15 protein-coding genes are annotated in these 26,343 nt (G+C 73.1%); 2 read left to right on the top strand and 13 right to left on the bottom strand.

Annotation, left to right across the window (positions count from 1 at the left end; all coding sequences use genetic code 11):
* Nucleotides 1-10 precede the first annotated feature (10 nt).
* From ACFVHI_RS14510 to alaS, 4 genes are all read right to left on the bottom strand, one after another.
* The gene (locus ACFVHI_RS14510) at nt 11-421 is read right to left on the bottom strand and encodes a hypothetical protein (protein WP_380339048.1); all 411 of its coding nucleotides are present in this window, start codon (nt 419-421) and stop codon (nt 11-13) included.
* Nucleotides 422-535: 114 nt separating this feature from the next.
* Nucleotides 536-1,252, bottom strand: coding sequence for a DUF6193 family natural product biosynthesis protein (locus tag ACFVHI_RS14505; protein ID WP_380339045.1), 717 nt, complete (start codon nt 1,250-1,252; stop codon nt 536-538).
* A 99-nt stretch (nt 1,253-1,351) separates the two neighbouring features.
* Nucleotides 1,352-2,083 (bottom strand): SMI1/KNR4 family protein, encoded by a 732-nt coding sequence (locus tag ACFVHI_RS14500; RefSeq protein WP_380339042.1) that lies wholly within the window; start codon nt 2,081-2,083, stop codon nt 1,352-1,354.
* 197 nt (nt 2,084-2,280) lie between these two features.
* On the bottom strand, nt 2,281-4,956 hold the full coding sequence (alaS, locus tag ACFVHI_RS14495) for an alanine--tRNA ligase (RefSeq protein WP_380339039.1): 2,676 nt from the start codon (nt 4,954-4,956) through the stop codon (nt 2,281-2,283).
* Nucleotides 4,957-5,769: 813 nt separating this feature from the next.
* Here alaS and ACFVHI_RS14490 point away from each other — a divergent pair.
* A complete protein-coding gene (locus tag ACFVHI_RS14490; RefSeq protein ID WP_063352441.1) occupies nt 5,770-7,029 on the top strand; it encodes a helix-turn-helix transcriptional regulator in 1,260 nt (419 codons plus the stop codon).
* Here the strand turns inward: ACFVHI_RS14490 and ACFVHI_RS14485 are convergent.
* Nucleotides 6,942-7,697 (bottom strand): phytanoyl-CoA dioxygenase family protein, encoded by a 756-nt coding sequence (locus tag ACFVHI_RS14485; RefSeq protein WP_380339036.1) that lies wholly within the window; start codon nt 7,695-7,697, stop codon nt 6,942-6,944. The genes ACFVHI_RS14490 and ACFVHI_RS14485 overlap by 88 nt on opposite strands.
* Before the next feature lie 210 nt (nt 7,698-7,907).
* Nucleotides 7,908-8,312, bottom strand: coding sequence for an ATP-binding protein (locus tag ACFVHI_RS14480; protein ID WP_380339033.1), 405 nt, complete (start codon nt 8,310-8,312; stop codon nt 7,908-7,910).
* Nucleotides 8,313-8,597: 285 nt separating this feature from the next.
* Between ACFVHI_RS14480 and ACFVHI_RS14475 the strand changes: the two genes are divergently transcribed.
* A complete protein-coding gene (locus ACFVHI_RS14475) occupies nt 8,598-9,941 on the top strand; it encodes a tetratricopeptide repeat protein (RefSeq protein WP_380339030.1) in 1,344 nt (447 codons plus the stop codon).
* Nucleotides 9,942-10,116: 175 nt separating this feature from the next.
* On the opposite strand, the gene ACFVHI_RS14470 is transcribed toward ACFVHI_RS14475, so the two are convergent.
* The 7 genes from ACFVHI_RS14470 to ACFVHI_RS14440 all read right to left on the bottom strand — a co-directional run bounded on the left by ACFVHI_RS14470 (nt 10,117) and on the right by ACFVHI_RS14440 (nt 26,277).
* Nucleotides 10,117-10,527, bottom strand: a complete 411-nt coding sequence (locus ACFVHI_RS14470) for a hypothetical protein (RefSeq protein ID WP_380339028.1) — start codon at nt 10,525-10,527, stop codon at nt 10,117-10,119.
* A 5-nt stretch (nt 10,528-10,532) separates the two neighbouring features.
* A complete protein-coding gene (locus ACFVHI_RS14465; RefSeq protein ID WP_380339025.1) occupies nt 10,533-13,070 on the bottom strand; it encodes a penicillin acylase family protein in 2,538 nt (845 codons plus the stop codon).
* 114 nt (nt 13,071-13,184) lie between these two features.
* The gene (locus ACFVHI_RS14460; protein ID WP_380339022.1) at nt 13,185-14,480 is read right to left on the bottom strand and encodes an acetyl-CoA carboxylase biotin carboxylase subunit family protein; all 1,296 of its coding nucleotides are present in this window, start codon (nt 14,478-14,480) and stop codon (nt 13,185-13,187) included.
* A 1-nt stretch (nt 14,481) separates the two neighbouring features.
* A complete protein-coding gene (locus ACFVHI_RS14455; protein WP_380339020.1) occupies nt 14,482-15,684 on the bottom strand; it encodes an argininosuccinate synthase-related protein in 1,203 nt (400 codons plus the stop codon).
* Entirely contained in the window at nt 15,681-17,501 is a 1,821-nt protein-coding gene (locus ACFVHI_RS14450; protein WP_380339018.1) for a non-ribosomal peptide synthetase, read from the bottom strand. The genes ACFVHI_RS14455 and ACFVHI_RS14450 overlap by 4 nt, the downstream gene beginning before the upstream one ends.
* A 74-nt stretch (nt 17,502-17,575) precedes the next feature.
* Nucleotides 17,576-20,743, bottom strand: coding sequence for an amino acid adenylation domain-containing protein (locus tag ACFVHI_RS14445; protein WP_380339015.1), 3,168 nt, complete (start codon nt 20,741-20,743; stop codon nt 17,576-17,578).
* Nucleotides 20,740-26,277 carry an SDR family NAD(P)-dependent oxidoreductase gene (locus ACFVHI_RS14440; protein ID WP_380339012.1) on the bottom strand — a complete coding sequence of 1,846 codons (5,538 nt, stop codon included), beginning with the start codon at nt 26,275-26,277 and terminating at the stop codon, nt 20,740-20,742. Before ACFVHI_RS14440 ends, ACFVHI_RS14445 begins: the two co-directional genes overlap by 4 nt.
* Nucleotides 26,278-26,343: the final 66 nt, after the last annotated feature.

Here is a 26,343-nt window from a genome sequence, read left to right as displayed (position 1 = left end):
GTTCGTCCTCCTACCAGAGGGTGGCCGGCCCCGAGAGGACCCAGCCGGCGTCGGTGGGCTTGACCCAGAAGCTCAATGACACCTCGATGATCCGTGCGCGGTAGGTGATCTCGACGTAGAAACCGGTGCCTTCGTGGCCCCAGTGGAAGTCCGCGAGATCGAGTTCGCGGAGCCAGGACAAGTCCTGGTCCCACTCGTCGGCAGCAGGGCTGCCGTTTGTCTCGTCCTTGTCCTCATCGGCGTCCTCGTCGGTGTTCGCCTCGACCGAGCCGGCCCATAGTGACTTGAGCACATGCCGGACCGAGGTGTGATCGACGAGTTCCACGGCCTCGGGGATCCGCTCGGTTCGGAGCAGGCTGAAGTAGCGACAGACGACTGCTTCGACGTCGGCTTTGGCAGGGCGCTCCGTCCAGATCTCCACCGTGGGATCTTAAGGGAGCGCCTGACGGATCTCGCCCTCTGCAGGGGAAGTCGGCCGGTCCGACTTCCCGTGCTGCGAAAGCCCCATGTGCTGCCTGCGCTCCTCCGCGTCGCTTCAGCGCGCCGGCCCGATCCCCTCCGGGAGGGCGGCCACCACGAGGGCGACGGCTTCCTCCGGCGTCTCGGTGCGCGCGAGCAGCTCGCCGTCGTTCCATACCCCGTACAGCCCTTCGTCGTACGGGCAGATGACGTACCCGATCCGGGCCTTCCTCCTCCAGAACTCCTCGACACTGGTGGAGAACCAGAGGTTGAAGTGGCTGTTGACCGGCATCAGCTGCCGGAGCACCGGCTGGGCGTACGCCGCCGCCAGCAGTGCGTGGACGCGCGGGTGCCGGTCGTATGGCGGGTTGTGGACGCGGTCGAGCTTGACGAGCCACGTCAACTCGACGGCACCGAAAGGCTCCCGCTCGTGGGCGAGGGCCCAGGGCCTGAAGCGGATGAACGGGGCGCGCGCCCGGGTCTCCTCAAGCCCCGCGCCGCCCGTCCACGCCGCCGTCGCCGTGACTACCTTCGCCAGGTCCGAGGTCCACCCACAGGCCAGGGGCGCGCGGTAGCCCTGGAGTCTCACCCGGAAGGTCCGCTGCCCCTCGTCGGGCGGACACACCACCACGCGCCGGCCGCTCCCCGCGTCGACGTACTCCGCGAGTCGACCCCACCGCCCGTCCAACTCGGGCAGGGCGAGCCCGAGTTCCTCGGCGGTACGCCCCAGCGCAGCCTGGAGGGCCCCGTCATCGTCCCAGCCACCCTCGCCAAGCCCCGCCTCGAAGTTCATCACCCCAGTCTGCCCACATCACTGCCGCCTGGTGGCCGTTTCTTGCCGATAACCACTGCCATGGCCTCGGCGATGACGGGCGCCTTCGTGGTAGGTGGGCTACCGACCGCGGCGGCTGTCCTCCCAGTCGTCGAACCAGCGGAGCCAGATGGGCGTGCCGACACCGCGGTGCCACTGGTTGCGAGCGGCTTCCTCCAGCTCCGGGGTCGTCAGACCCTCCTCGTGTTCCAGCCAGTCGATGTACCACTCACCGAAGCCGGCCGGTCGTCCCGCATCCGTCAGCAGCGGGTTGAGGCGATCGCAGGTCGGCCGCCCGTCGAACCACATGCTGCCGCGGTCCGAACCGCTGACGATGAGCAGGGTGCTGAAGTTGTGGCCATGGCCCGCCAGAAACACACCGTCCGTGACCCGGTCCCGCTCCGCCGCCTCCACGGCCTCGTTCCGAGCGTCCCGGGCGGCCGCGAAGTCGGCAGGGTCGGCATAATCCTCTTCCCGCACGAACTTCTCCCACACCTCGTCACTCGCCGCCAGTGCGGTGTCGTGATCGGGGAACGGCACGTGCAGCCGCTCCAGTTGGGTGTCCGCGTCCCCTGCCCAGTGCCACCCGTGGGGTCCCTGCCGCAACTCCCTGGGCCACCGCCCACCCGCACTCACCCGCAGCAGGAACTCCCGGTAGTCCGCCGGAAACGTGATCCCGAACTGCCGCTCCGCCTCCACCACCTGGATTTCGGCCAGCGGCGCAGCCAGCTCAGCCCCCGCCCCGCTCCACGCCTGCTCCTCGCGCACCGCGAGTACCCGCCCCCGGACGTCGTCCCAGTCAATGCTCCGCATGATCGGCCAGGATATGACCTTGGTGTTTTATGGCCATGGCAGCAGGGGTGTATGTGTGAGTCGGGACTCGGAGGTGGGGTGTGAGCAAGGACGAGGGTGTGGTCCTGCTGAAGGAGCTGGCGGACTGAACGGAGGCGGTGCGGGCTGTCGACCCCCCTGGTGAAGGGGGCCGACAGCCCGTGTCGGGTGGACTGGCCCTACTGGCCGAGGACTCGGGTCGCGTCCTGGGCCGCGAGGGCGAGGGCTTCGTCGAGGGCTTCGGTGTTACGTCCGCCGGCGTTGGCGATGGGGCCCTTGCCGCCGGCTCCACCGCCGATGGCGCGGGCGGCGGCGGTGAGGAGTCGGCCGGCCTGAGTGCCGGTGTCGTGGAGGCTGCGGGTGATGGCGGCGGCGAGGAGGGCCTTGCTGTTGTGTTCGGTGCCGAGGATGACGATGGCGTGCTCGCTGCCGAGGAGGTCGGCGGTGTTGGTGGCGAGGGTGCGGAGTTCGTCGGGGCCGAGGTCGGTGACCTTCTCGGTGACGATCCGGCCGCCGGGGACGGTGCGGGCGGAGGCGGCGAGTTGCTGGGCGCGGGTGCGGAGCTCGGTTTCGCGGAGGCGGGCGAGTTCCTGTTGGGCGGTGGTGAGGGCGTCGAGGCGCTTGCGGAGGGCGTCGGGGGCGTCGTGTGGGCGGGTGCCGAGGAGGGTGGAGAGTTCTTCGAGGAGGCGGCGTTCGGTGTCGTGGTAGGTGAGGGCGTCGCGGCCGGTGAGGGCTTCGATGCGGCGCAGGTTGGAGCCGACGGAGGCTTCGCCGAGGATACGGACGGGGCCGGCGTTCGATCCGTGGGGGACGTGGGTGCCGCCGCAGAGTTCGCGGGAGAAGTCGCCGATGTCGACGATGCGGACGTGGTCGCCGTACTTCTCGCCGAACAGGGCGGTGGCGCCGGCGGCCTCGGCTTCGGAGCGGGAGGCGTGCCAGATGCGGACTTCGGGGTCGTCGAGGAGGTGGTCGTTGACGAGGGCCTGGATGGTGGCGAGTTGGGTGGGGTCGACGGCGGAGAAGTGGGCGAAGTCGAAGCGCAGGCGGCCGGCGTCGACGAGGGAGCCGTGCTGGCGGGCGTGGTCGCCGAGGGTGCGGCGGAGCATGGCGTGCAGGACGTGGGTGGCGGAGTGGGAGCGGGCGACGGCGTCGCGGCGCGGGCCGTCGACGAGGGCTTCGGCCTGCTCGCCGGTGCGGATCTCGCCTTCGCGGATGCGGACGGTGTGGACGTGGAAGCCCTCCAGACCGAGCCTGGTGTCCAGGACGTCGAGGAGCGCGCCGCCGGTGGTGCGGATGGTGCCGGTGTCGCCGACCTGGCCGCCGGACTCGGCGTAGAACGGGCTGCGGTCCAGGACCAGTTCGAGCGTGCTGCCCTGGTCGGCGCCGGGCACGACGGTGCCGTCGGCGATGAGGCCGAGGATGGTGGCTTCGGTGCCGAGGCGGTCGTAGCCGGTGAAGTCGGTGCGGCCGTGGCGGGAGGACAGTTCGCGGTAGGCGTCCTGGCGGCGCAGGGCCTCGGCGGTCTTGGCCTTGCCGCCGGTCTTGGCGCGCTTCTGCTGCTCGGCGAGCAGGGTGGTGAAGCGGTCCTCGTCGACGGTGAGGCCGGCGTCGCGGGCGGCCTCGATGGTGAGCTCGACGGGGAAGCCGTAGGTGTCGTGCAGTTCGAAGGCGGTATCCCCGGCGAGGGTGGTGGAGCGGGCCTCGCGGCTGCGGGTGACGGCGGCGTTCAGCAGCCGGGTGCCCTGGGTGAGGGTGCGGGTGAAGGACTCCTCCTCGGCGGTGACGACCTGCTCGATGAGGCTTGCCTGGTAGGTGAGTTCGGGCCAGACGTCGCCGAGGTTGGCGATGACGCTGGTGGTGGCAGGGGCGAGGACGGGGTGGTCGATGCCGAGCAGGCGGGCGTGGCGGATCGCGCGGCGCATGAGGCGGCGCAGGACGTAGCCGCGGCCGTCCTTGGCGGGTAGGACGCCGTCCGCGATGAGGTAGGCGATGGAGCGGGCGTGCTCGGTGACGACCTGGAACGAGACCTTCTCCTCGCCGTTCCCGGAGCCGCGGCTGGAGCTGCTGCCCGGGTAGTCGCGGCCGGCGAGTTCCTGGACGGTGGTGAGGGTGGGCAGCAGCAGGTCGGTGCTGCAGACGTTCTCGACGCCCTGGAGGATCGCGGCGAGGCGGTCGAGGCCGAGGCCGGTGTCGATGCTCTGCCGGGCGAGGTCGCCGAGGATCGGGAAGGTGCCGTTGTCGTCGTCCGCGCCGCGCATGGACTGCATGAAGACGAGGTTCCAGATCTCGACGTACCGTTCGCCGTCGACGGCCGGTCCGCCCTCGCGTCCGAAGGCCGGTCCCCGGTCGTAGTTGAGCTCGGAGGAGGGGCCGCAGGGGCCGGGGACGCCCATGTCCCAGAAGTTGTCCGCGCCGAGGCGCTGGATGCGCTCGGCGGGCACGCCGATCCTGCGCCAGAGCTGTTCGGCCTCGTCGTCGTCCTGGTGGACGGTGATCCAGAGCCGGTCCTTCTCCAAGTTGTAGCCCTGGGTGAGGAGTTCCCAGGCGTAGGCGATGGCGTCGGCCTTGAAGTAGTCGCCGAAGGAGAAGTTGCCCATCATCTCGAAGAACGTGGCGTGCCGGTTGGTGCGGCCGACGTTGTCGATGTCGGAGGTGCGGGCGCACTTCTGGATGGTGGTGGCGCGGGGGTACTCCGGGGTGACCTCGCCCAGGAAGTAGGGCTTGAACTGGTTCATGCCGGCGTTGGCCAGCAGCAGCGTCGGGTCGGAGGGGATGAGCGGACTGGACGGGACGTGGCGATGGCCGCGCGAGGTGAAGAAGTCCAGGAAGGTGGAACGGATCTGCGTCGAGCGCATGGCGGTAGGGCCCTCACGGAAGAGTCGCGGAGAGGTGGGGGGGTGATCACACGCCGAGCCGGGCCGAGAACGAGGACTGAGTGGTTCTCAGTTCTCCAGCTCGGCGCAGATAGCTCGCGCCCCCACGGTGTAGACCATGACTCCGGTTCCGGTATCCGTCGCTCTGAGGTGGCGCAGCCGACAACGGACGCAACGGCGCGCTGCGACTGCGCCTCCAACGGTAGCGGCTCCGGGGCGCGTTCGCTCGGAGTTGTCCTTCAGAGCCAAGCCGAGAGCACGGAACGGCGATGGCCCGGGCCGCTGTGCGGGCCGGGCCATCGGTCGAAGCGGAGGATGTGAGATTCGAACTCGTGAGGGGGTGCTCCCGGCACGCTTTCCAATTCTCCCGAACTCCGGCCGCCGGGTTCTGTACCCGTTCTGACCTGCGGCGGATCGAACCGTCGGGCGCCGACCGAACCCGGTCGGATGGGGGCGAATGAGACCAGAACTGAGACCAGAGTCATTACTCAGGCCGCGTTGACTGCACCCTTACCGGTGCAGCGCCAGCACACTGCTCAGGGTGCCCGCGACAGATCCCATCAGGATGAGCAGCCGACGAGGACAGCGCTGCATGGTTAGCCGCGTGCCGCCGATGCGGATATCGAGGAACGGGCGGGACGGGCGAGGGAGAGCCATAAGAACCTCCGAGGTGCGACTGGTTCGGTAGGGTCCAATCACATTCGGTAGGGGCATGAGTGCGTCAGGTCGCAACCGCGCCTTGCGTCACACGGCCGCACATTGCTTGGCTCGCAACCTAGAAGGGGGCACCGGAGGATGACGCACCAGCTTCCGACACGGCGTGGTCTCGCAGAACTCGACGAGCGGCTGTCCGAGCCGGAGCGGCGCTGCGCCCAGCGATTGAGGGATCTGCGTGACCGGACCGGCCTCAGCTCCGAGGAGCTGGCCCACAGGCTGCGTGTGGACAAGACCCGGCTCTCGAAGTTCTTGAACGGCCGTGAGGTCCCGCGTCGAGAGCTTGCGGCACGGCTCCACCAGGTGGTCGCCGAACAAGAGGGCGGTGAGGTCTCGCCTGAGGAAGTCGCCCGGACCCGGAAACTGATGTACGACGCGGTCCGGACCCGGAACCCGCTGCAGGCGCGCGAGTTCGAACTCGCTGACGCGAGGGAGGAGATCGAGCATCAGCGCCTCCGTACCAACCAGCAGCTCGATGTACTCCGCGAGGAGCTTGTGGCAGAACGTCGCAAACGTCAGGCAGTGGAGGATTCCCTCGCGGATCTCAGCGTCCACGCCCGGGACGAAGTACGGGCGCTCACTGAGCAGCGCGATGCTGCTGAGCGCCGTGTTGTGGAGGTCGAGGAAGAGATTCGGAAAGCCGAGGCGCTCCTGCGGTTGCAGGAGCGCGATGTCCGCGCCATGGCGGATCTGTCAAACGCTACCGACGCCGAACTCCTCCTGTGGGATCAGGCAGAGGCAGTCGGCGTGGACGAGCTCTATCAGGTGCTCGTCGACTGGCGTGACTATGACCAGGACGAGCAAGCGGATCAGTTGATGGAGCGGCTCGCGACGAGTAGTGACATCACCTTGCTCTTTGGGCTCTATGAGATGTTCCTCGGCAAGGGGCGCAAGCTCGACGGGCAGCGGATCCTGGCCGCGACGGCTCGATCGCACGACCCAGTCGCCGTTTTCTACTTCACCAGGACCCTGGAACCATCCAAGGGCGAGGAACAGCCGCTCACCGAGTTCCGTGTCACCAGGGCCCAAGCGCCCGTGAGCCTGGTGCATCTGTTGAACCCATCCCCTGCCATGCAATGGGTCCGCGATGTGGTTCCCGCGTTCGTTCTGCATGCTCCGAAGGAGTCACTCCTGCGATTCCACCGTGCCTGCGGCGAGAATGGCGCCGCCGACTTGGGGGAGAGGCTTCGTGAGCATGTCCTGAGAGACTGCCCCGAAGGGTGGAATTCAGGCGATCGCCGTGAGACCGAGCTCTACCAGCTTGCTCGGATAGAGGAGGAGAGGCGTGAGCGTGAGCTCAAGTATCGGCGTAGCTGGCTCGCGCGATTGTTGGAGCGATGATGGTGGCTGGCGCCGCTCTGGACGTTCATGTCCAGTGTTGTGGATGTTGGGTTACTCGCAGGTCGAGGCGGGCTCGGCGAGAGCGGTGCGGAGCAACTTGGCGAGCGAGCACGCTGAAGGCCGCTGCTCGGGGTCGTGGGCGAGGCTGGCCCGTAGGGCTGCCTCGAAGGCAGGGAACGACCAGGGCCGATTCGCGGCGAGGTCGTGTTGGCGGGCGGCGGCTGTATTAGCGAGCGGACGTTCAGGCCGACGCGGGCGCCGTTGCTGGTGTTGGTGCCGGAGCGGTGCAGCAGGCGGCTGTCCATGAGCAGGGCGGACCCGGCCGGCAGGGGCAGTGCGGTCGAGGTGTCGGCGGTGAAGCCGGTCGCCTGGTCGGCACGGCCGCGTTCGGCGCCGTGCTCGGCCTCGGAGGAGAACGGCAGGTAGCCGAAGTGGTGGGAGCCGGGTACCGCGTGCAGGCAGCCGTTGCTCACGGTGGCGTCGCTGATTGCCAGCCAGGCGGAGACCGAGCGGTCGGGGTCCAGTTCGAGGCGGGCATCGATGCCGTCCTGGTGCCAGGGGATCTCGAATGCGCGGCCGGGCCACTTCACCACGAGGAACGTGTTCTCCACCGCGATGTCCTGGCCGATGGCTTCCTGGATGGCGGCCAGCAGCTGCGGGGTTCGCACGGCGGCGCGGGCTCACTCGGTATTCAGGTGCGGGTTGCGGACGATCTCCCGCTGCTGGGAACGGTGTTCGGCGACGAGCTGGGCGGCGAGCGCGGGCGGCACCGGGGGTGGACCATTCGACGCCGGTTCGTAGTCCGCGGCGGCCGAGGACGCCGTTGGTCCTGGTCATGCTGGTCACTGGTTCTGATCCCTTCCTGACGGGGTTCCTGCCTAGCGGGCCGGAACGGCGGGGCGGGTGCTGCCGGGGCAGTGCGGGGCTCGTATCGGCGTCCGGCCACGGCGTTCGAGCGCGTTCAAGGCTGCCTGGACCGCTCGTCGCGGCCCGGCGATGATCTGGCGCCTGGTCATCGCCAGGGCCAGGCACTCGACCAGTTCCAGCCCCCGGCCGCTCTCCGCGTCCGTGCCGGCCTGGCGTCGCCGGGGAAGTGCGATCGAGCCGTCGTAGACCTCGACCAGGGCCCGCCGCAGCGGGACGCTCACGTAGACGGCGACGGTGAGCATCGGCCGGTCGGAGTGCCGGACGGCGTTGGTCACGAGCTCGGAGGTGACCGTGTCCAACGCGAGCCGGGTGTCCTCGTCGAGCAGGACGCCCCAGCTGGCGACGCGGCTCCTCACCCGACGACGGGCGACGGGCACGGAGACCGGATCTCTGGTCAGGAAGAAGACATGGGAATGCACGACCACGGTGGGGCACCCTTCGGCACTGGCCTGGAGAGCGGTACCGGCCACCTGGGAATGGACGAGCAGGTGGGCGGTGCCGCCGATCGTGAAGCCGAAGCAGCCCTGGTTCGTGGGGCTCTCGCTCGGCCTGACAATGAGTCAACAGGTGTGCGCTCGGCGTGAACACGGTAGAGACACTCCGGATGCTTGAAACCCTTGAAACCCGGCCCGGGGGCGGCGATGGCAGCACGCGAACGGACACCCAACGGCAAGCTCGCCCCGCTGGTAGAGGAATGCCGGTGGGCGAGCAACGGCGAGTTCGCCCGAGCGGTCAACCGGGCCGGAACCGAGGCCGGTTACAAGCTGAGGTACGACGAGTCGGCCGTCTCGCACTGGCTCTCGGGCACCCGTCCCATGGCCAAGTACCAGAAAGTGGTCCTGGAGGCCCTGGCCCGCCGCCTGGGGCGGCCGGTCACCGCATTCGAGGCGGGCTTCGCCGATCGACCTGACGTTCAGGCCCAGTCCGGGGATACGGTGGCGGGACTGATCGACCTCGGGAGCATGGACATGGACCCATCGCGCAGGGGCGTACTCGGGGCGGGCCTGTACTCGGTCGCCCTCACCATTCCAGGCTGGCCGGACGTCATCGGGCGATTCGAGCGGCTGAAGGCCGATCCACACACCCGGATCGGCATGGCCGAGGTCGAGGCCGTGATCGCCATGACCGAACGGATCAGTGAGCTGGACGACCAGTTCGGCGGCCGGACCGCCCGCCCGATGGCCGCCGCGTTCATGGTCAACAACATCGCCCCATATCTCAAGGCCACCGCCGACGACGAGGTCCGCAAGGCGATGCTGTCCGCCGCCGCCGACCACCTCTACCTGACCGGCTACATGGCCGTGGACGAACGCCTCGACCTGCTCGGCCAGGCCTACTACACCAAAGCGCTGGAGCTCGCCCTCGCCGCCGGCGACCACCTCACCTACTGCACCACCCTGCGCGGAATGAGCGTCCAAGCGGTCGAACTCGGCCACGGAGCAACCGCGTTGCGGTACGCGAACGCCGCCGCTGCCGCATCACCCGAGGCCGGACCACGGATGCGCGCCTTCCTCGCCGGACAGCAGGCCCACGCCCTCGCCCAGACCGGTGACCGTGCTGGTGCGGTCGCCATGCTCCGTTCGGCCGAAGTCGCCATGGAACAGGCCGAATCCAAGGCCAAAGCCCACGGCTCCTACGACCCGGCTTCCCTCTCGTATCACGTCGCCCAGGTCAACTACGAGCTCGGCGACCGCAAAGGCGCCACCCGCGCACTCCAGCACTCCGAGAAGGTCCGACCCGCGGTGTACCGCCGGGCCCGCGTCCGTCACCGCGCGATGCTCGCCGAATGGCAGCTCGAAGCCGGCCGACTGGAGGAAGCCGTCCAGAACTGGAACCTCGCCCTGGACGACTTCCCCCACGTCCAGTCGGGTAGGGCCGATGACCGCTTCCGCACGATGCTGTCCGCGACCCTGCCGCACCGGTGTAACCCTCACGTCCGCGAACTCCTCGAACGCGCCCGACCGATAGCGCCCCGCCAGGCCTGATCCCCGGAGACCTACGGTTGCTGGAGCGCCTCCTGCTCGTCGGAGCGGGTGCTTGGCTCCAGGGCCTGTCCTCGGCCCCTGGGCGAGGATGAGACCAGAACCGAGAGCACGGAACGGCGATGGCCCGGGCCGCTGTGCGGGCCGGGCCGTCGTTTGCCTTGGTGGGGGGGTGGGGTCAGGGGGTGGGGCGGAGGGTGGCGGTGGTGGTGCGGGCTAGCCAGACGCCTAGGAGGGCTTGGAGGAGGCTGATCAGGAGGGTGGCGGTGATCATCAGGGAGGCGAGGGGTGGGAGGCCGGCGAGGGCGGCGAGGGTGCGGGCGGTGCCGGCTACGGCTTCGCCGGTGGCGGTGCGCCAGAGGAGGGGGGTGGCCCAGCCGGCGAGGGCGGCTGTGGTGGCGGTGAGGACGGCGGTGCGGGCTCGTTGGCCGCGCAGGGCGGTGGTGGTGCCGAGGGCGAGGCCGCAGAGGAAGGGGAGGTACCAGAGGGACCAGAGGGAGCCGAGGGCTATGACGGTGGTGGCAGTGAGGGTGAGGAGGAGGGGGAGGAGGGGACGGAAGGTGGGGGAGTGGTGTTGGGGGGTCGTCATGGTGGTCAGGCTCCCGGTCGCAGGGTCCACACCTTGGTGGAGGCGGGTTGGTCGGCGGCCATCAGGAGCGGAGGGTTCCGGCCCTCCCACCAGTAGGGGATGAAGTTCCGGTACCAGGGTGAGGCCGGGTTCTCGCTCTGGCCGCCGGGGTAGACGGCCTGCGCGGTGGCGGTGTCCGGGCCCTTCCAGTCGACGACCATGCGCCAGCTCGGGCCGAAGGTGGAGTTCATGCCGCCGTCGGCTGCGTTGACCGTCCAGCGGTCGCCCTCGGCGGGCTTGGGGCCGTAGCCGAGGGCTTCGGCGCCGGTGAGGGAGGGGATCTGCCGGGTGTGGACGCGGTCCCAGGTCCAGGTGGCGGGGTCGTTGCCGAGGTCCTGGGACAGTTCGGAGACGGCCTGGGTGAACGCGGTCCGCATGGCGTCCGTCGCGGTGCGGGTCGGGCCGCCGGGGGAGGTGAAGGCCGGGTTGGTCGGGTCGTGCAGGGTCCAGGCTTCGAGGTTCTCGTCGAGGCTGGGCAGTGCGCTGGAGACCTTGAGGTACAGGCGGTCGCGTTCGACCGGCACCTTGGCGTGGTCCCACCAGGGCTGGAAGGTGGTCTCCAGGTAGTCGTTCCAGAAGGTCCACCAGATCGGCCCGCCGGCGACGCCGGGTTTCATGGTGTGGTCCCAGCGGTTCAGGACGTCGAGGGCGGCCTGTTGGCGGGGGTCGAGCTTCTGGTCGGCCAGGGCGGTCTTCAGGTGCGGCAGGATGACGGTGGCGAGGTAGTCCGTGACGTCGTTCTGCAGGGTGGTGAAGTCCGCGCTGGTCATCGCCTGGTGGCTCTCCAGGTACTGGTAGATCCGGTTGGCCCGGTAGCCGTTGTCGAAGGCGTTGAGCGTGGTGCCGATGTAGTACGGGTAGTCGGCGGAGACGGGGCGCTGGTTGGCCGTCGCGACCACGTGGTTCGGCGGGTTGTGGACCTGCGGGGTGGCGTCGAAGGGGATGGCGCCGACCACGTCGTACTCGCCGGTGCCGGGCATCGGGAACCAGGGGTTGCCGCCCTTGGTGAGGGGGAAGTACCCGGCGGCGACCACGCCGATGTTGCCGCCGCCGTCGGCGTAGGCGAAGTTGAGCGTGGGGGCGTGCCAGTCGGCGAGCGCGGTGCGGAACTCCTGGTAGTCGCGGGCCTTGTTGACGGAGAGCAGGACGGCCAGGTCGGGGGAGGGGATGTTGCCCATCCAGCTGACCGAGGTGGTCTGCCCGGCCCTGGTCAGGACCGGCCCGTGCACGGTGAGGTCCACGGCGAGGTGTTCGGTGTCGCCGCCCCGGACCGGGATGGTGTACTCCACCCGCTGCATCGGGTGCCACGCGTTGTTCCAGAAGTACTGGCCGGGGTGGTCGGGGCTGGTCTGCTCGCTGTAGAAGACCGTCGACTGGTTCTGCCCGTCCGTCAGGGACCAGGAGATGTTGGCGTTGCGGCCGATCAGCACGCCGGGCATGCCGGCCATGCTGGCGCCGGTGACGTCGGTCTCCGGCGAGGACAGCGCGATCTGGTACCAGTACGAGGGCAGGGTCATCGGCAGGTGCGGGTCGCCGGCGAGCATCGCGTTGCCGCCCGCCACGGCCGGGCCGTTCGCCGCCCAGGCGTTGCTGTCCGGGAAGGTGTGGACCTGGGTGGCCGGGAGCGCGCGGATGGTGTCCAGCAGGGCGTGGGCCGCGGTCGCCTCCCCGGCGGGGTCGGGCTTCCCGCTGGGGGCGACGGGCGCGGGGCGCGGCTCCGACCGGTTGGCGGCGGCTTGGCCGTCGGGCCCGGCGGTGTTGACGTTCGCGGGCAGCGGCGCGATGCCGAGGTCGCGGTACGGCCCGACGTCGTACGGCCGCTGGTCGTTGGGCGCGTGGACCGGGAACCAGTCCATGGTGCGCTCCTCGCCGAGGGACTCCCGGAAGATCGCGTAGTCCAGCGGGGTGCTGGTGAAGTCCATGCTCTGGGTGAGGAGTTCCTGGATGACCAGGCTGTCGACCGGCGTCCAGTCGGCCGGGTAGACCCCGGTGAGGGAGAAGATCGCCGGCCACTGCCCGTTGTGGCGCAGCTCGGAGATCCAGGCGTTGATCCCCCGGGTGTAGCTGGTGAGGGCGCGGCCCGCCGGGCTGTCGGGCGCGGTGGCGGCCCACGTGGCCTCGGCGGTGCGCAGGAGTCCCATCTGGAGTTCGAAGCGGTCGGACTCGACGCTCCCGGGCCCGTTGAGTTCCGCCAGGCGTCCGCGCCCGGCGCGCCGCTCAAGGTCGAGCTGGGCGAGCCGGAAGCGGGCGTGCAGGTAGCCCTGGGCCTGGAACAGGTCGGTGTCGGAGGCGGCCTTGACGGCGGGGACGCCGTTGTCGTCGAAGGCGACCGTCACCGGCGCGTTCAGGCCCGCCAGGGTGAGGGTCTCGGTGTGCGGGAGTTCGGCGCCGGCGGCGGAGTCCCACGCCCCGGCCCCGGGGACGAGGGCGGTTCCGAGGGCCGGGATGGGCCCGATGCCCAGCGCGAGCAGCGCGAGGACCAGGGCGGAGACTACGGCTGCCACCGCCGCGTGGGTGGCTGTGCGTATGCGCCGCGGCAAGTTGACTCCAGGGGTGCGAGGTTGGGCGGGTGCGGTGGGGCGAGGGGGGTGATACCGGGGCCGGGGCTCAGGGCGCCGTCAGGACCAGAAGTCGGCCATCGTGCGGTGGATGCCCTCGACGGTGGCCCGGAGCTCGGGGTGCCCGGGGGCCGAGCCGTAGACGGTGCCGATCAGCCACTCGGTGCCGGCCCGCCAGTCGGCCCGCCAGGACGGGTCGATCCGGGCGTCCACCAGGTCCACCCCGGGGAGGTGCTGGAGGCCGTCGAGCACCTCGGCGGGGCCGGGGGCGAGGCCGTCGGCGGGCGGGGAGAGGAAGTACTGGAACGCCACCTTCGGGCAGCCTGCGCCCAGGGCGAGCACCGGCTCGGGCGGGTCGAACGCGCCGAGTGCCAGCCGGAGGGCGAGGACGAGCAGGTCCGTCCCGGCGGAGCGCTTGAGGACGTCCGAGACGTGCCCGCCCAGGCGGCCGTTGACCTCGATCAGCCGCGGCCCGTCGGGGGTGAACTTGATCTCGGTGTGGGTGACGCCCTCGCGGATGCCGAGCGCCCGCAGCGCGCGCTGCTCCAGGGCCACGACCTCGTCGGCCAGGCCGGCGGGGAGCAGGGCCGGGGTGAAGTAGCCGGTCTCCCGGAACGGGGGAGCCAGTGGCAGCTTGCCGGTGACCGCGACGGTGCGGATCTCGCCGTCGCGGATCGCGGACTCGACCGAGACGTAGTCGCCCCAGAACTCCCCCACCACGGTGGGGTCGCTGACCAGGTACTCCTCCAGCACGAACACCGCCGGGCTCGCCGCGCCCTCGGTGAACTCGGCGTACCGGTCGGCTAGTTCGGCGGCGCTGCGGACCAGGCAGGTGTCCACGCTGCCGGCCCCCGAGCGGGGCTTGAGGACGGCGGGCAGCCCGGTCGCGGCGAGGGCCGGGCCGAGGTCGGCGGCGGAGTGGACCGTCCGGCAGGCGGTGGCCTGTACGCCCGCCGCCGCCAGGGCCTCGCGCTGGCGGAACTTGTCGACCAGGACCTCGACGGTGGCCCGGTCGTGGAACGGCAGGCCGCACCGCGCGGCCACGGCGGCCGCCGTCCGGAGCAGGTGGTCACTGAAGGTGATCACTCCGGCGGCGCCGAACTCGGCGGCCCGGTCGCACAGTTGCTCCTCGGTCAGGCCGGCCGTGTCCACCACGGTGGCCGACTTCGGCAGCTGGGCCAGGTCGGCGGCCACCTTCGGGTCGCCGAGGTCGCCGAGGAAGACCGCCGTGCACAGCCGCCGCCCGGCGGTCAGGACCCCGCGCGCGGTGGCCGATCCCCGGCCGTAGACGACCAGCAGCACCGGGGGAGAAAGGGACGCCGGGGACGAAGGGGGCGCCGGGTTCGAGCCGCCCATGTCAGCGCTCCTGCGGCTGGTTCGGGCTGAACGCCGCGCGCTCGGCGGCGACGGAGCGGTGCTCCCAGGCCTCCCGGTCGCGCAGGTAGAGCGGCCGGTCGGCGACGATGGCCCGGGTCTCGGCCGAGCCCGCCGAGAGCCGCCACCGCACCGAGCCGGTGACGGGCGCCGAGCAGACCTCGATGAACGCCTGGCTGGCCCGGCGCAGTTCGCCGAACCAGCGGCCCTCCAGCGCCTCGCGGACCCACAGCTGCTCCTGGTTCAGCTTCTCCCGCAGCAGCTCGGCGGAGAGGGTGGCCGTCTCCAGGTGGCGGCGCGAGCGCAGCAGCAGCCAGGCGGCGGGCATCTCGCGGATCTCCAGCACCTTCGGGCCGTGGCCCAGGTGTTCGAGCCCGCTGTACCGGCCGAGGCCGTGCGCGCCGACCAGGTGGTTGAGGGTGTCGATCAGCTCGGTCAGCGGCAGCCGGCGGCCGTCCACCGCGACCGGACGGCCGGCCTCGAAGGCGACCTCGACGGCCTCCGGGGCCTCGGCGGGGCGCAGCGCGCTCCACTGGTAGAGCCGCTCGGGCACGGCGTGGTCCTCGGGGTCGTCGAGGATCCCGGACTCGAACTCCCGGCACCACAGGTTGGAGTCGCCGCTGACCAGCCGCTCGCTCAGCTGCTCCAGGCCGGCTTCCTTGAGCTCGTGCATCTTCTGGTCCCGGTCCACCGGGTCCAGGTCGTACGGGCTGCCGTAGCGCCCGGCGAAGCCGAGCAGTTCGAGGGCGCCGTTGAGCCGGCGCAGGGTGTTCTGGGAGCGGTTGGCGGTGTGCAGCACGGTGGTGGCGCCGAGTTCGCGGGCGGTGTCGACGGCGACCTTGGCGATCAGCGGGCGGCTGAGCGAGGAGCTGACCGGGTGGGTGTCGAGGTAGACGGCGTGCGCGGCGATGGCCGGGCGGACGTAGTCCTCGGCGAACTCCTGCCGGCCGTCGACCAGGTGCAGCCGGATGCCGAGCCGGTCGGCGATGCGCTGCTTGTGCTCGCTGCTCTCGTCCTCGCCGAGGTCGACGCTGACGGCGTGGACGTTGCGGGCGCCGGCCCGGGCCAGGCGGTGCAGCAGGTAGCTGCTGTCCAGCCCGCCGCTGAACAGGGTGACGACGGGGGCCGACGGATCGCGGGCGATCGCGTCGAGCTCGCCGAAGGAACGGACGACCTGGGGAGTCACCGCGATCCCTCCGTTCCCTGCTCGGCCAGGGCGGCGGTGAAGGCCGTCACCGTGGGCTCGTCGTACATCAGGTGCATCGGGACCTCGACGCCGAGCAGCGTCTCCAGCCTGCGGGTGGCGCGGACCACCTTGAAGGAGTCCCCGCCGATCTCGAAGAAGTCGTCGTCCGGGCCGATGGCGGGCAGTCCGAGGACCTCGCACCAGACCGTGGAGACGGTGGCGGCCACGCCGTCGCCGGGCGGTGCTTGCGGTTCGTCGGTGACGGTGGGCAGGACGGCCCCGGCCCGCTCGGTCAGCAGGGCGCGGTCCAGCTTGCCGTTGGCGGTCAGCGGCATCGAGTCGACGGTGGCCAGCGACGCCGGGACCATGTACGAGGGCAGGGCGCCGCGCAGCGTCTCGCGCACGGCGGCGGTGACGCTCGCGGGCTCGGCGCCGGGTGCGAGCACCAGGAAGCCGACCAGCCGGGCGTCGCTGCCGCGGCCGTGGGCCACCACGGCCGCCTGCCGGACCTCGGGCACCCGCAGGGCGGCGGACTCGATCTCGCCCAGTTCGATCCGGTAGCCGCGGATCTTCACCTGGAGGTCGACCCGGCCCAGGAACTCCAGGCCGCCCACCGGGTGGGTACGGACCAGGTCGCCCGAGCGGTAGAGCGGGCCGGGGCCGTCGCCGAGGTGGTCCGGGACGAAGCGCTCCGCGGTGAGCTCGGGCCGGTTGAGGTAGCCGAGGGCGAGGCCCTCGCCGCCGATGTAGAGCTCGCCGGGCTCGCCGTCCGGCACGGGCTTGCCGTCCTCGTCGAGGATCCACAGGGTGGTGTCCTCGATGGCCGGGCCGATGTAGACGGTGTCCAGGCCGGGGTCGCGCGGGGGCACCCAGGCGGTGCAGTAGATGGTGCACTCGCTCGGCCCGTAGAGGTTGGTGAGCGGCGCGGTGGACTGGGCGTGGAAGCGGCGGACCAGCTCGGGCGCGAGCGGCTCGCCGCCGGTGAGGACGCGCCGCAGGCCGTCGAAGCGCTCCTCGGGCCCGCGGGCCAGCAGGAACAGCTCCAGCAGCGAGACCACGCAGTAGAAGATGGTGATGTCGGCCGCGCGGATGGTCTCGGCGAGGTAGTCGGCGTCGCGCTGGCGGCCGGGGGCGGCGATGACGATGGTGGTGCCGGTGATCAGCGGCCAGTACACCTCGATCAGGAACATGTCGAAGCTGCACGCGGTGTGGTGCAGCATCCGGTCGTCCGGGCCGAGTCCGTGGCCGCGCTGGAGCGCCCGCAGGCGGGTGGTCACCGCGCGGTGCGGGATCAGCGAGGCCTTCGGCCGGCCGGTGGAGCCGGAGGTGTAGATGACGACCGCGGGCTGCTCGGCGAGGTCGGCCGCCGGCTCGAACGGGACGGCCGGGCGGGCCGCCGCGCACTCGTCGACGGTGACGATCTCGGTGCCCGTCAACTCGGGGAAGCGGGAGCGCAGTTCGGGGGTGGTGATCAGCAGCCGGGGCGTGCAGTCGGCCAGCATGTCGAGGGTGCGGGCGACCGGGTCGTTGACGTCGAAGGCGACCTGGGCGGCGCCGGCCAGGATCACCCCGGCCACGGCGACCACGAAGTCGGCCGAGCGCTCCAGGTAGACCGCGACCCGCTCGCCCGGGCGCACCCCCCGCTCGCGCAGCAGCGAGGCGACCCGCACGGTGCGGTCCCTGAGCTCGCCCGCGAGCAGGACCCGGTCGCCGTCGACCACGGCGGGCTGCGCCGGGTCGGCCTCCCAGCGGGAGAGCAGCAGGGTGTCGAGCCGTCGTTCGCCGTCGTCGAGAATCGTGGCCGTAGAGCTAGCCATGGAGGTTGTGTCCAATCGGTGTGGTCGGTGCAGGGGCGTCCCGGCGGCCGGGGCCGGCCGGGACGCCGGTTGGTTCACTGGTCGGCGTCGGCCAAGGCGTCGGAGCCCGAAGCGTCGGCGTCGGCGGCCAGGGCCGGGCCGATGGCCGCGGTGAGGTCGCGGACCGTGGAGGAGTCGAAGAGCAGCTCGATGTCGAGCGAGCAGCCGAGTTCCGCCTCCAGCCGGGAGACCAGTCGCAGGGCGCGCAGCGAGTCGCCGCCCAGCTCGAAGAAGTCGTCGTCCAAACCGACCTCGGGCAGGGCCAGGACCTCGCGGAACAGCCGGGCCACCAGCGCCTCGTGGTCCGCCGTGCCGCTCGGCCCGCCGCTCGGCGCGGCCTCGTCGGCGAACCCGGCCGGGGTGGGTAGGGCGAGCAGGTCGGTCTTGCCGGCCGGGGTGAGCGGCAGTTCGGCGAGGACGGTGACCGCCTCGGGGACCATGTACGAGGGCAGCGAGCGCCGCAGCCCGGCCTGGACGCCGGGGGCGTCGAGCGGGGCGCCCCGGTCGGCGGGCACCACCCAGGCGACCAGGCGGCCCTCCCGGACGGCGACCGCGGCGGCCGCCACCTCGGGCAGGGCCAGCAGGACCTGCTCGATCTCGCCGGGCTCGATCCGGTAGCCGCGCAGCTTGAGCTGGCGGTCCATCCGGCCGAGCAGCTCGATCCGGCCGTCGGGCAGGCGGCGGGCGTGGTCGCCGGTGCGGTACATCCGGCCGCCCGTGAACGGGTCGGTGACGAACCGCTCGGCCGTCAGCTCGGGCCGCTGCCAGTAGCCCTGGGCGACGCCGTCGCCGCCGATGCACAGCTCGCCGACGCAGCCGACCGGCAGCAGTTCGCCGTCCACGGTGTCCAGCACGTGCAGCACGGTGTTGGCGATCGGGCGGCCGACGGTGACCCGGGTGGTGTCGGCGGTGATCCGCTCGACGCTGGAGTAGACGGTGGTCTCGGTCGGCCCGTACATGTTCCACACCGACTCGCCGCGCTCGGCCAGTGGCGCCGCCAGGTCCGCGGGGAAGGCCTCGCCGCAGCTGTAGAGCCGGGGCCGGCCGGCGCCCTGCCAGTCGGAGTCGAGCAGCGCCCGGTAGCGGGACGGGGTGGCCTGGAGCGCGGTGATGCCGTGCTCGACGCTGTAGCGGTCGAGTTCGCGGCCGCTCAGCCCGAGCGCCTGGCCGCCCACGTGCACCGTCGCGCCGACGGCGAGCGGCACCAGCAGCTCGGCCAGCGAGGTGTCGAAGCTGAGCGTGGTGAGGGCGAGGAAGCGGGTGTCGCCGTCGAGGCCGGGGTGGCGGCGGGCCAGGCTGTCCACCAGGTTCGCCAGCGCCCGGTGGCCGACGGCGACGCCCTTGGGGCGGCCGGTGGAGCCGGAGGTGAACATCAGGTAGGCGAGGCCGTCCGGGGCGGCGCCCGGCAGGTCTGCGGAGGTCTCCTGGAGCGTCAGGTCGGCGGCGGCCAGGTCGGCGGCGGCCAGGTCGACGGCGGCGCCGTCCCAGCCGGCCAGCGCGGGCGCGCCGGTCGCGTCGGTGAGCACCACGGCCGGGGCCGCGTCCGCCAGGACGAGGCCGATCCGCTCCACCGGGTGGGCCGGGTCGAGCGGGACGAACGCGGCCCCGGCCCGGGCGACGGCCAGCATCGCGGTCACCAGGTCGGCGCTGCGGCCCAGGCAGACGCCCACCCGGTCGCCGGCGCGCACGCCGCGCGCGGCCAGCTGCCGGGCCAGGGCGTTGGCCCGCCGGTCGAGCTCGCGGTAGCTGTACCGGGTCTGCTGGTCGACCACCGCCGGGTGGTCCGGGCGGCTGCGGACCGCGTCGTCGATCAGCCCGGACAGCAGGGCCGACGGCTCGGCGCGGTCGATCTCGCTGCCGTTCCAGGTGTCGAGCTGGCGGGCGCGGGCCGCTTCAGGGACGGCGAGCAGCTCGCGGACCGGGCGGCCGGGCTGCGCGGCGATGCGGGTCAGCACCGCGACGACGTGGTCGAGCAGCGCGGCGGTCTCCTCCGGGGTGATCCGCCCGGCGTCCACCACCGCCTGGAGCTGCATCTCGGCGGCGGCCCGCACGACCAGGGTGACCGGGTAGTTGGTCCGGGTCTCGTAGCGGACGTCGCTGACCGTGACGGCGCCGTGGGAGAGCACCGCCTCGGTGCGGTCCGGGTAGTTCTCGACCACCACGACGGTGTCGAACAGCGGCACGCCGGGCGCGGTCTCGGCCCAGCGCTGGATGTCGGTCAGCGGGGTGTGCTGGTGGTCCAGCAGCGGGTGGCGGGTCGTGGCGTGGCGGGCGAGCCACTCGTCGCCGGGCAGCTCCCGGTCGATCCGCACCCGCACCGGGACGGTGTTGATGAACATCCCGAGCATCTGGTCCGCCCGGTCCAGGTCGACGGGGCGGCCCGAGACGGTCACGCCGACCACCACGTCGTCGCGGCCGGAGCAGCGCGCGACCGTCCCCGCCCAGGCGGCCTCGACCAGGCTGCTGAGCGTGGTGGCCTTGCCGGCGGCCAGCCGCCGCAGCGCGGTGACGGTCTCGGCGGGCAGCTCGGCCCGCACCGTGCGGAAGTCGCCGGACGGCTTGGCGCCCGGGCGCACGCCCGGCAGGCTCAGCGTCGCCGGCTCGCGGTAGCCCGCCAGGTAGCCGGTCCAGAACGCGCGGTCGCGCTCGGCCTCCTGACGGCCCAGCCAGGCGATGTACTCGCGGAAGGCGGGCGGCGCGGGCGCCTCGGCGGCGTCACCGGAGAGTCCGGCGGTGACCTCGGCCAGCAGCAGCGCGGCGGACCAGCCGTCCAGCAGCAGGTGGTGGTACGTCCACACCACCAGGTGCTCGTCGGGCAGGCGCAGTACCAGCAGCCGCATCAGCGGCGGCCGGGCCAGGTCGAAGCGCTCGCGGGCGCGCTGCTCCAGCTCCTCGGCGACGGCGCGCTCCCGGGCCGGCTCGTCCAGCCCGGACAGGTCGCGGAACTCGATCGGCAGGTCCGCCTTGGGCAGCACCACCTGGTGCGGGGTGCGGATCCGCTCGCGGACGAAGGCCGTGCGCAGCACCGGGTGCCGGGCGATCGCCCGCTGCCAGGCGGCTCCCAGCTCGGCCAGGTCCAGTTCGCCGCGCACCCGGAAGGTGGTCAGCTCGACGTACAGGCCGTGCTCGGGGGAGGTGGTGCTGTGGAAGAGCATCCCCTCCTGGGTCGGCGAGAGCGGGTAGATGTCCTCGATGTCGTTCACTTGGTGTCCTCTCCTGACCGGAACAGGGCGAATACCCGGGCCAGGTCGTCTGCGCTGAGGTCCGCGTCCGAGAACGCCTCGCCCGACCCCTTCGCGGGGGCCGGATCGGGCTCGGTGGGAGCGGTGGGCGGGGCGGGGGTGTCGGACGCCGGTTCGGCGGCGGGCGTGTGGTCCGCGCGCAGCCGGGCGGCGAGCTGTCCGACGGTGGGGTGGGCGAAGAGGTCGCCGGGGGAGACGGTCAGGCCCTGCCGCTGGAGTTCGGCGGTGATCTGGACGATCAGCAGGGAGTCGCCGCCGAGTTCGAAGATGCTGTCCTCGGGGCCGATCCGGGGGACGCCGAGCAGCCGGGACCAGACCGCGGAGATCTGCTCCTCCAGCCCCTCGGGGCCGGTCGCCGGGGCGGCCTGCGGCGCGGAGGGTGCGGCCTGCGATGCGGACGGGACGGGCGCGGCCGGCCCGGTCGCGCGGGGGCTGACCAGCACGTGCGGGAGGTGACGGTTGGCCAGGATCCGGTCGAAGGCCAGCAGGCCCTCCCGGGTCGGGATGCCGCCCTGCGTGTCCGGGCCGGGGGCGTCCAGGCCAGGAGCGTTCGGGCCGGGGGCGGCCGGGGCCGGGCGCAGCACGAAGCCCTCGACGAGCACGGCCGCAGTGCCGTCCGGCCCGGCGACGACCACGTCGACGACCAGCGTGTCGCCCGCCCCGGCGTCACCGGAGCGGCGGTCGACCCGCACCACGGCCTCGGGGCCGAGCGGGCCGAGCACCACCAGGCGGCGGTAGGCGACCGGCAGGTGGCTGCCGGTGCGGGCGGTGACGGCGCCGGTGGCGGTGTCCAGCAGCGCGGGGTGCAGCGGGTGCGCGGCCAGGTCGCCGTGGAACGCCTCGGGCAGGCGCAGCCGCAGCATCGCCTCGCCGCGCCCGTCCTCGCGGACCTCGGTGACGCTCTCCCAGCGCGGCCCGGTGCGCAGGCCGCTGGCGCCGCCGGGCCGCTCCCCGGCGGCGGAGGGCACCGCGACCTGCGGCACCGGGGCGCAGCGGGCCGCGAGGCCGTCGAGGTCCAGGCGCTCGGGGGAGTCGCCCCCGTACGGCGCGATCCGGCCCTGGGCGTGCGGCCTGGACGGCACGGCGCTGGAGCGCACCTCCCACAGGTGCCCGCCGTCGGGCGCCGGACGCAGCCGCAGGGTGACCTCGGGCGGGGCGTCGGCGGGCATCCGCAGCGGGTGGGTGAAGACCGCGTCCAGCTCGACCGGCCCGTCCCCGACCGTCAACCGGTGGCCGGCGACGGCGAGTTCGAGCAGCGCGGTGCCGGGCAGGACGGGGACGTCGCCGATCCGGTGCTCCTCGGCCGGCCAGACGCTCTGCTCGGTGCGGCGCAGCCGCAGCTCCACCGTCCCGTCCGGCTCCGCCCGGCGGGCGTCGAACAGGGCGTGGTCGAGCACCTCGCCGCCGTCGAGCCAGTCGCGCAGGCCGGACCGCAGCGCCATGCCGGTCTGCGACCAGCGGTCCCAGCCGATCGACACGGCGGCCCGGGTGCCGGCGGCGAAGCTGTCCAGGAAGGCGTTGGCGCCGGTGTAGTCGGCCTGGCCGACCGCGCCGGTGAGCGCCAGCACCGAGGAGCAGAGCACCAGCACCGGCCGGTCCACGGCCGTCAGCCGCTCCAGCAGGACGGTGCCGAGCACCTTGGGGGCGAGCACCCGCGCCATCTCCCCGGCGCTGCGCAGCGCGGTGACGCCGCCGCCGGGCACCCCGGCGGCGTGGACCACCCCGGCGATCGGGCCGTACGCGGCCCGGACCCGGTCGAGCGCGGCGCCGAGCGCGGCCTCGTCGGTGACGTCCGCCTGGACGAGGCAGAGCCGGGCGCCGTGCGCGGTCAGTCCGGCGAGGGCCTCGGCCAGCTCCGGCGGGCAGCTCGCGGCGGGCGCCGCGCCCTCGGGGCGCAGGCTCCGCCAGCCGGCGCCGTCGGGGACGGCACGGCGGGTGAGCAGGACGAGCGTCCGGTCGCCGTCCTCGGCGAGGTGGCCGGCCACGGCCAGACCGATCCCGCCCAGGCCGCCGGTGACCAGCCACACGCCGGACGGCGCGGCGGGCTGCGGCCCGGCCGGGTCGGTGAGGACGGGCCGCTCCGGGGCCGGCACCAGGTGCGCCCGGCCGCGGACGGCGGTCAGCGGCGCCGCGGTGTGTCCGGCGCGCAGCTGCGCCACCACGGTCTGCGCCGCCAGGGCCAGTTCCTCGGGCTCCCGGGTCGGGCAGTCCAGGTCGAGGGCCTGCACGGTGACGCCGGGCAGCTCCTGCGGCAGCACCCGCACCGCGCCCAGCCCGGCGGCGGCCTGCGGGGTGCGGGCGGGCTGCCCGTGCACCCCGTGGGCGGCGTCGGTGACCAGCAGCATCCGCAGCGGCCGGCCGGGGAACGCCTCGCCCAGGGCCCGGGCCAGCTGGACCGGGACGGTGAGGGCGCGCAGCGCGCCGTCGGCCGCCTCGCCCGGGGTGGCCCGGTGCAGCGGCGGGGTGTCCAGGGCCCAGCAGGAGAGGACGGCGTCCGGTGCGGTGCCGTGCGCGGCCAGGGCGGCGGCCAGCGCGGGGAAGGCGGCGGGGTCGTCGGCGTCGAGCGTGAAGGGGGCGTCGAGCGTGAACGGGGTGTCCTGCGCGGTGGGCGCCCCGGCGCGGGCGCGGACCAGGCTGACCTGGGCGCCGGCGGCGGCGAGCTCTCCGGCGACGGCCTTGGCGAGGCCGGACTCGTCGGCGAGCAGGAGCACCGACGACGGGAGCGGCCCGGTGCCGGACGGCGGCAGCGCCTGCGTCCAGGACACGACGTGCAGCCAGTCGTCCACGCCGCTCGCACCGTCGGAAACCTGCGCGGAGGCGGCGGGGCTTTGGAGGGTGGTGGCGGTGGGCTCGGCGGCGGCGGGCTCGAACCAGTGCCGGGTGGGCTCGAACGGGTAGCCCGGCAGCGAGACGTGCCGGCGCCCGGCCCGCTCGCCGAGGGCGGACCAGTCGACCTCGGCGCCCCGCTCCCACAGCCGGGCCAGCGCGGTGAGCCGGGCCGGCGGCTGGTCCGGGGCGGGCGCGGCGCCGCCGAGGGTGGGCAGCGCGGGGCGCCCGGCGCCCAGGGTCCGTACGGCGAAGCCGCTCAGCCCCCGGCCGGGGCCGAGCTCCAGCAGCGGGCCGTCGCCCGGCAGCGCGGCGAGCGCGTCGGCGAAGCGGACGGTGTGCCGCAGCTGGCGCGCCCAGTACTGCGGCGACGCGGCCTCCTCGGCGGTGAGCTCACGCCCGGTCAGGCCGGAAATGAGCGGCACGGCGGGCGCCTGGACGGGCACGGTGGCGACCAGCCGGGCGAACTCCTCCAGCAGCGGTTCGGCGTCCCGGGAGTGGAAGGCGTGCCGCACGGCCAGCTGCCGGGCGGCCACGCCGCGCGCGGCCAGCCGCTCGGCGAGCCGGGCCACCGCCTCGGGGGCGCCAGCCACCACGCAGCGGTCGGGCGCGTTGACGGCGGCCAGCTCCGGCCCGGCCGGGTCGTCCAGCAGGGCGCGCAGCTCCGGCTCGGGCAGCGGGACGCTGAGCATCGCGCCGGGCGCCATGGTGCCCATCAGCCGGCCGCGTTCGGCCACCAGCCGGGCGGCGCCGGGCAGGTCGAAGACCCCGGCGGCGCAGGCGGCCGCGAACTCGCCGACGCTGTGCCCGGCGACTGCGATTGGTCGGATGCCGAGCCCCGTCCACCACACGGTGAGCGCGTACTCCACCGCGAACAGGGCCGGTTGGGCGGTCTCGGTCCGGTCGAACAGGTCCGGGTGGGCCGGGTCGAGCAGCAGTTCGCGCAGCGGCGCCGTGGTCCACGGCCGCAGGGCGTCCAGGCAGCGGTCGAGCGCGGCGCGGAAGAGCGGCTCGGCGCGGTACGGCTCGGCCGCCATGCCGGGGTGGCCGGCCCCCTGCCCGGGGTAGAGGAAGGCCACCTTCTGGCCGGTCCCGACGGCCTGGACGGCCTGGGCGGCGGGGGACGCCTCGCCCGAACGACCGGTCAGGACGGCGCGCCGCCACGGGTGCTGGCGCCGCCTGGTCTGGAGGGTGAACGCGGCATCGCCCGCGCCGGGCGCACCGGGGCCGGCCAGCGCCGCGCCGATCCGCTCGGCGGCCCGGTCGAGCGCCCGCTCGCTCCTGGCGGACAGCGGCAGCAGCTCCCACTGCGCCGGCTCGGCGGCGGGCGCGGCGGGCAGCGGCGGCGCGTCCTGGAGGATCAGGTGGGCGTTGGTGCCGCCGATGCCGAAGGAGCTGACGCCCGCGATCCGGGCGCCGTCGCGGCCGGACCACGGCTCGGCCTCGGTCAGCACCCGGAACAGGCCCGGGGCCAGCTCGGGGCTGGGGCTCTCGAAGTGCACGGTCGGCAGCAGCGTGCGGTGCTGGAGCGCGAGCACCGTCTTGATCAGCCCGGCCATCCCGGCACAGGTGTCCAGGTGGCCGACGTTCGACTTGACCGCGCCGAGCACCCGGCGGGAGTCCGGGGCGTCCGCGAACACCCGGCCCAGCGCGGCGAGTTCGATCCGGTCGCCGAGCGCGGTGCCGGTGCCGTGCGCCTCGATGCAGGAGACCTCGCCGGGCGTGACCCCGGCCACGGACTGGGCCGCCGAGACGACCCGGACCTGTCCGTCCAGGCTCGGCGCGGTGAAGCCGACCTTGCGGTTCCCGTCGTTGTTGACCGCCGAGCCGAGCAGCACGGCCCGCACGGTGTCGCCGTCGGCGACCGCGTCGGCCAGCCGCTTCAGCACCACCACGCCGACGCCGCTGCCGAAGACCGTGCCGGTCGCGTCGGCGTCGAAGGGGCGGCAGTGCCCGTCGGCGGAGAGGATCCCGCCCTCGGCGTGCAGGTAGCCGAGCCCCTGGCCGATCCCGGCGGAGACGGCGCCGGCCAGCGCCACGTCGCACTCGCCGCTGAGCAGCGCCTCGGCGGCCAGGTGGACCGCGAGCAGGGCGGAGGAGCAGGCGCTCTGCACGCTCAGGCTCGGGCCGGTCAGGCCCAGCCGGTAGGAGGTCTGGGTGGCGAGGTAGTCCTTGTCCCCGGCGGCCAGCCACTGGACGTCGGCCCGGTCGGCCAGGTGGGCCGCGTTGGGCAGCAGGTGGTGCGTCAGGTAGGAGTTGAAGCCGGCCGAGGCGTAGACGCCCACGCCGCCCTCGACGCCGTCGGTCAGCTGCCCGGCGTCCTCCAGCGCGGTGACCGCGCACTGCAGGAACAGCCGGTGCTGGGGGTCCATCAGCTCGGCGTCGCGGGGCGGGATGCCGAAGTACTCGGCGTCGAACTCCGCGAGGCCCTCCAGCACGCCGCCCGCCCCGACGAACCGGGGGTCGGCCAGCCGCTCGGCGGGGACGCCCAGGGCCGCCAGCTCCTCGGCGCTCCGGAAGGTGACGCTCTCGCGGCCCGCGACCAGGTTGGCCCAGAAGGCCCCGGCGTCGGGAGCTCCGGGGAACCGGCAGGCGAGGCCGGTCACGGCGATCGCGTCCGGCAGGTCCGGCGGTGCGGCGGCCGGGCCCCCGGGGGCGTGGGTGGTCATCGGGCTTTCTCCTCATGGGTGGTGATGCGACGCGGCTCGCGGGGGTCCGGCGGCCGACACCCGGCA

The sequence above is a fragment of the Kitasatospora sp. NPDC127121 genome (assembly GCF_042677305.1).
Lineage (GTDB): Bacteria > Actinomycetota > Actinomycetes > Streptomycetales > Streptomycetaceae > Kitasatospora.
Note: the sequence above shows the minus strand (reverse complement) of the source record. Positions and strands in the feature narration are given on the sequence as shown.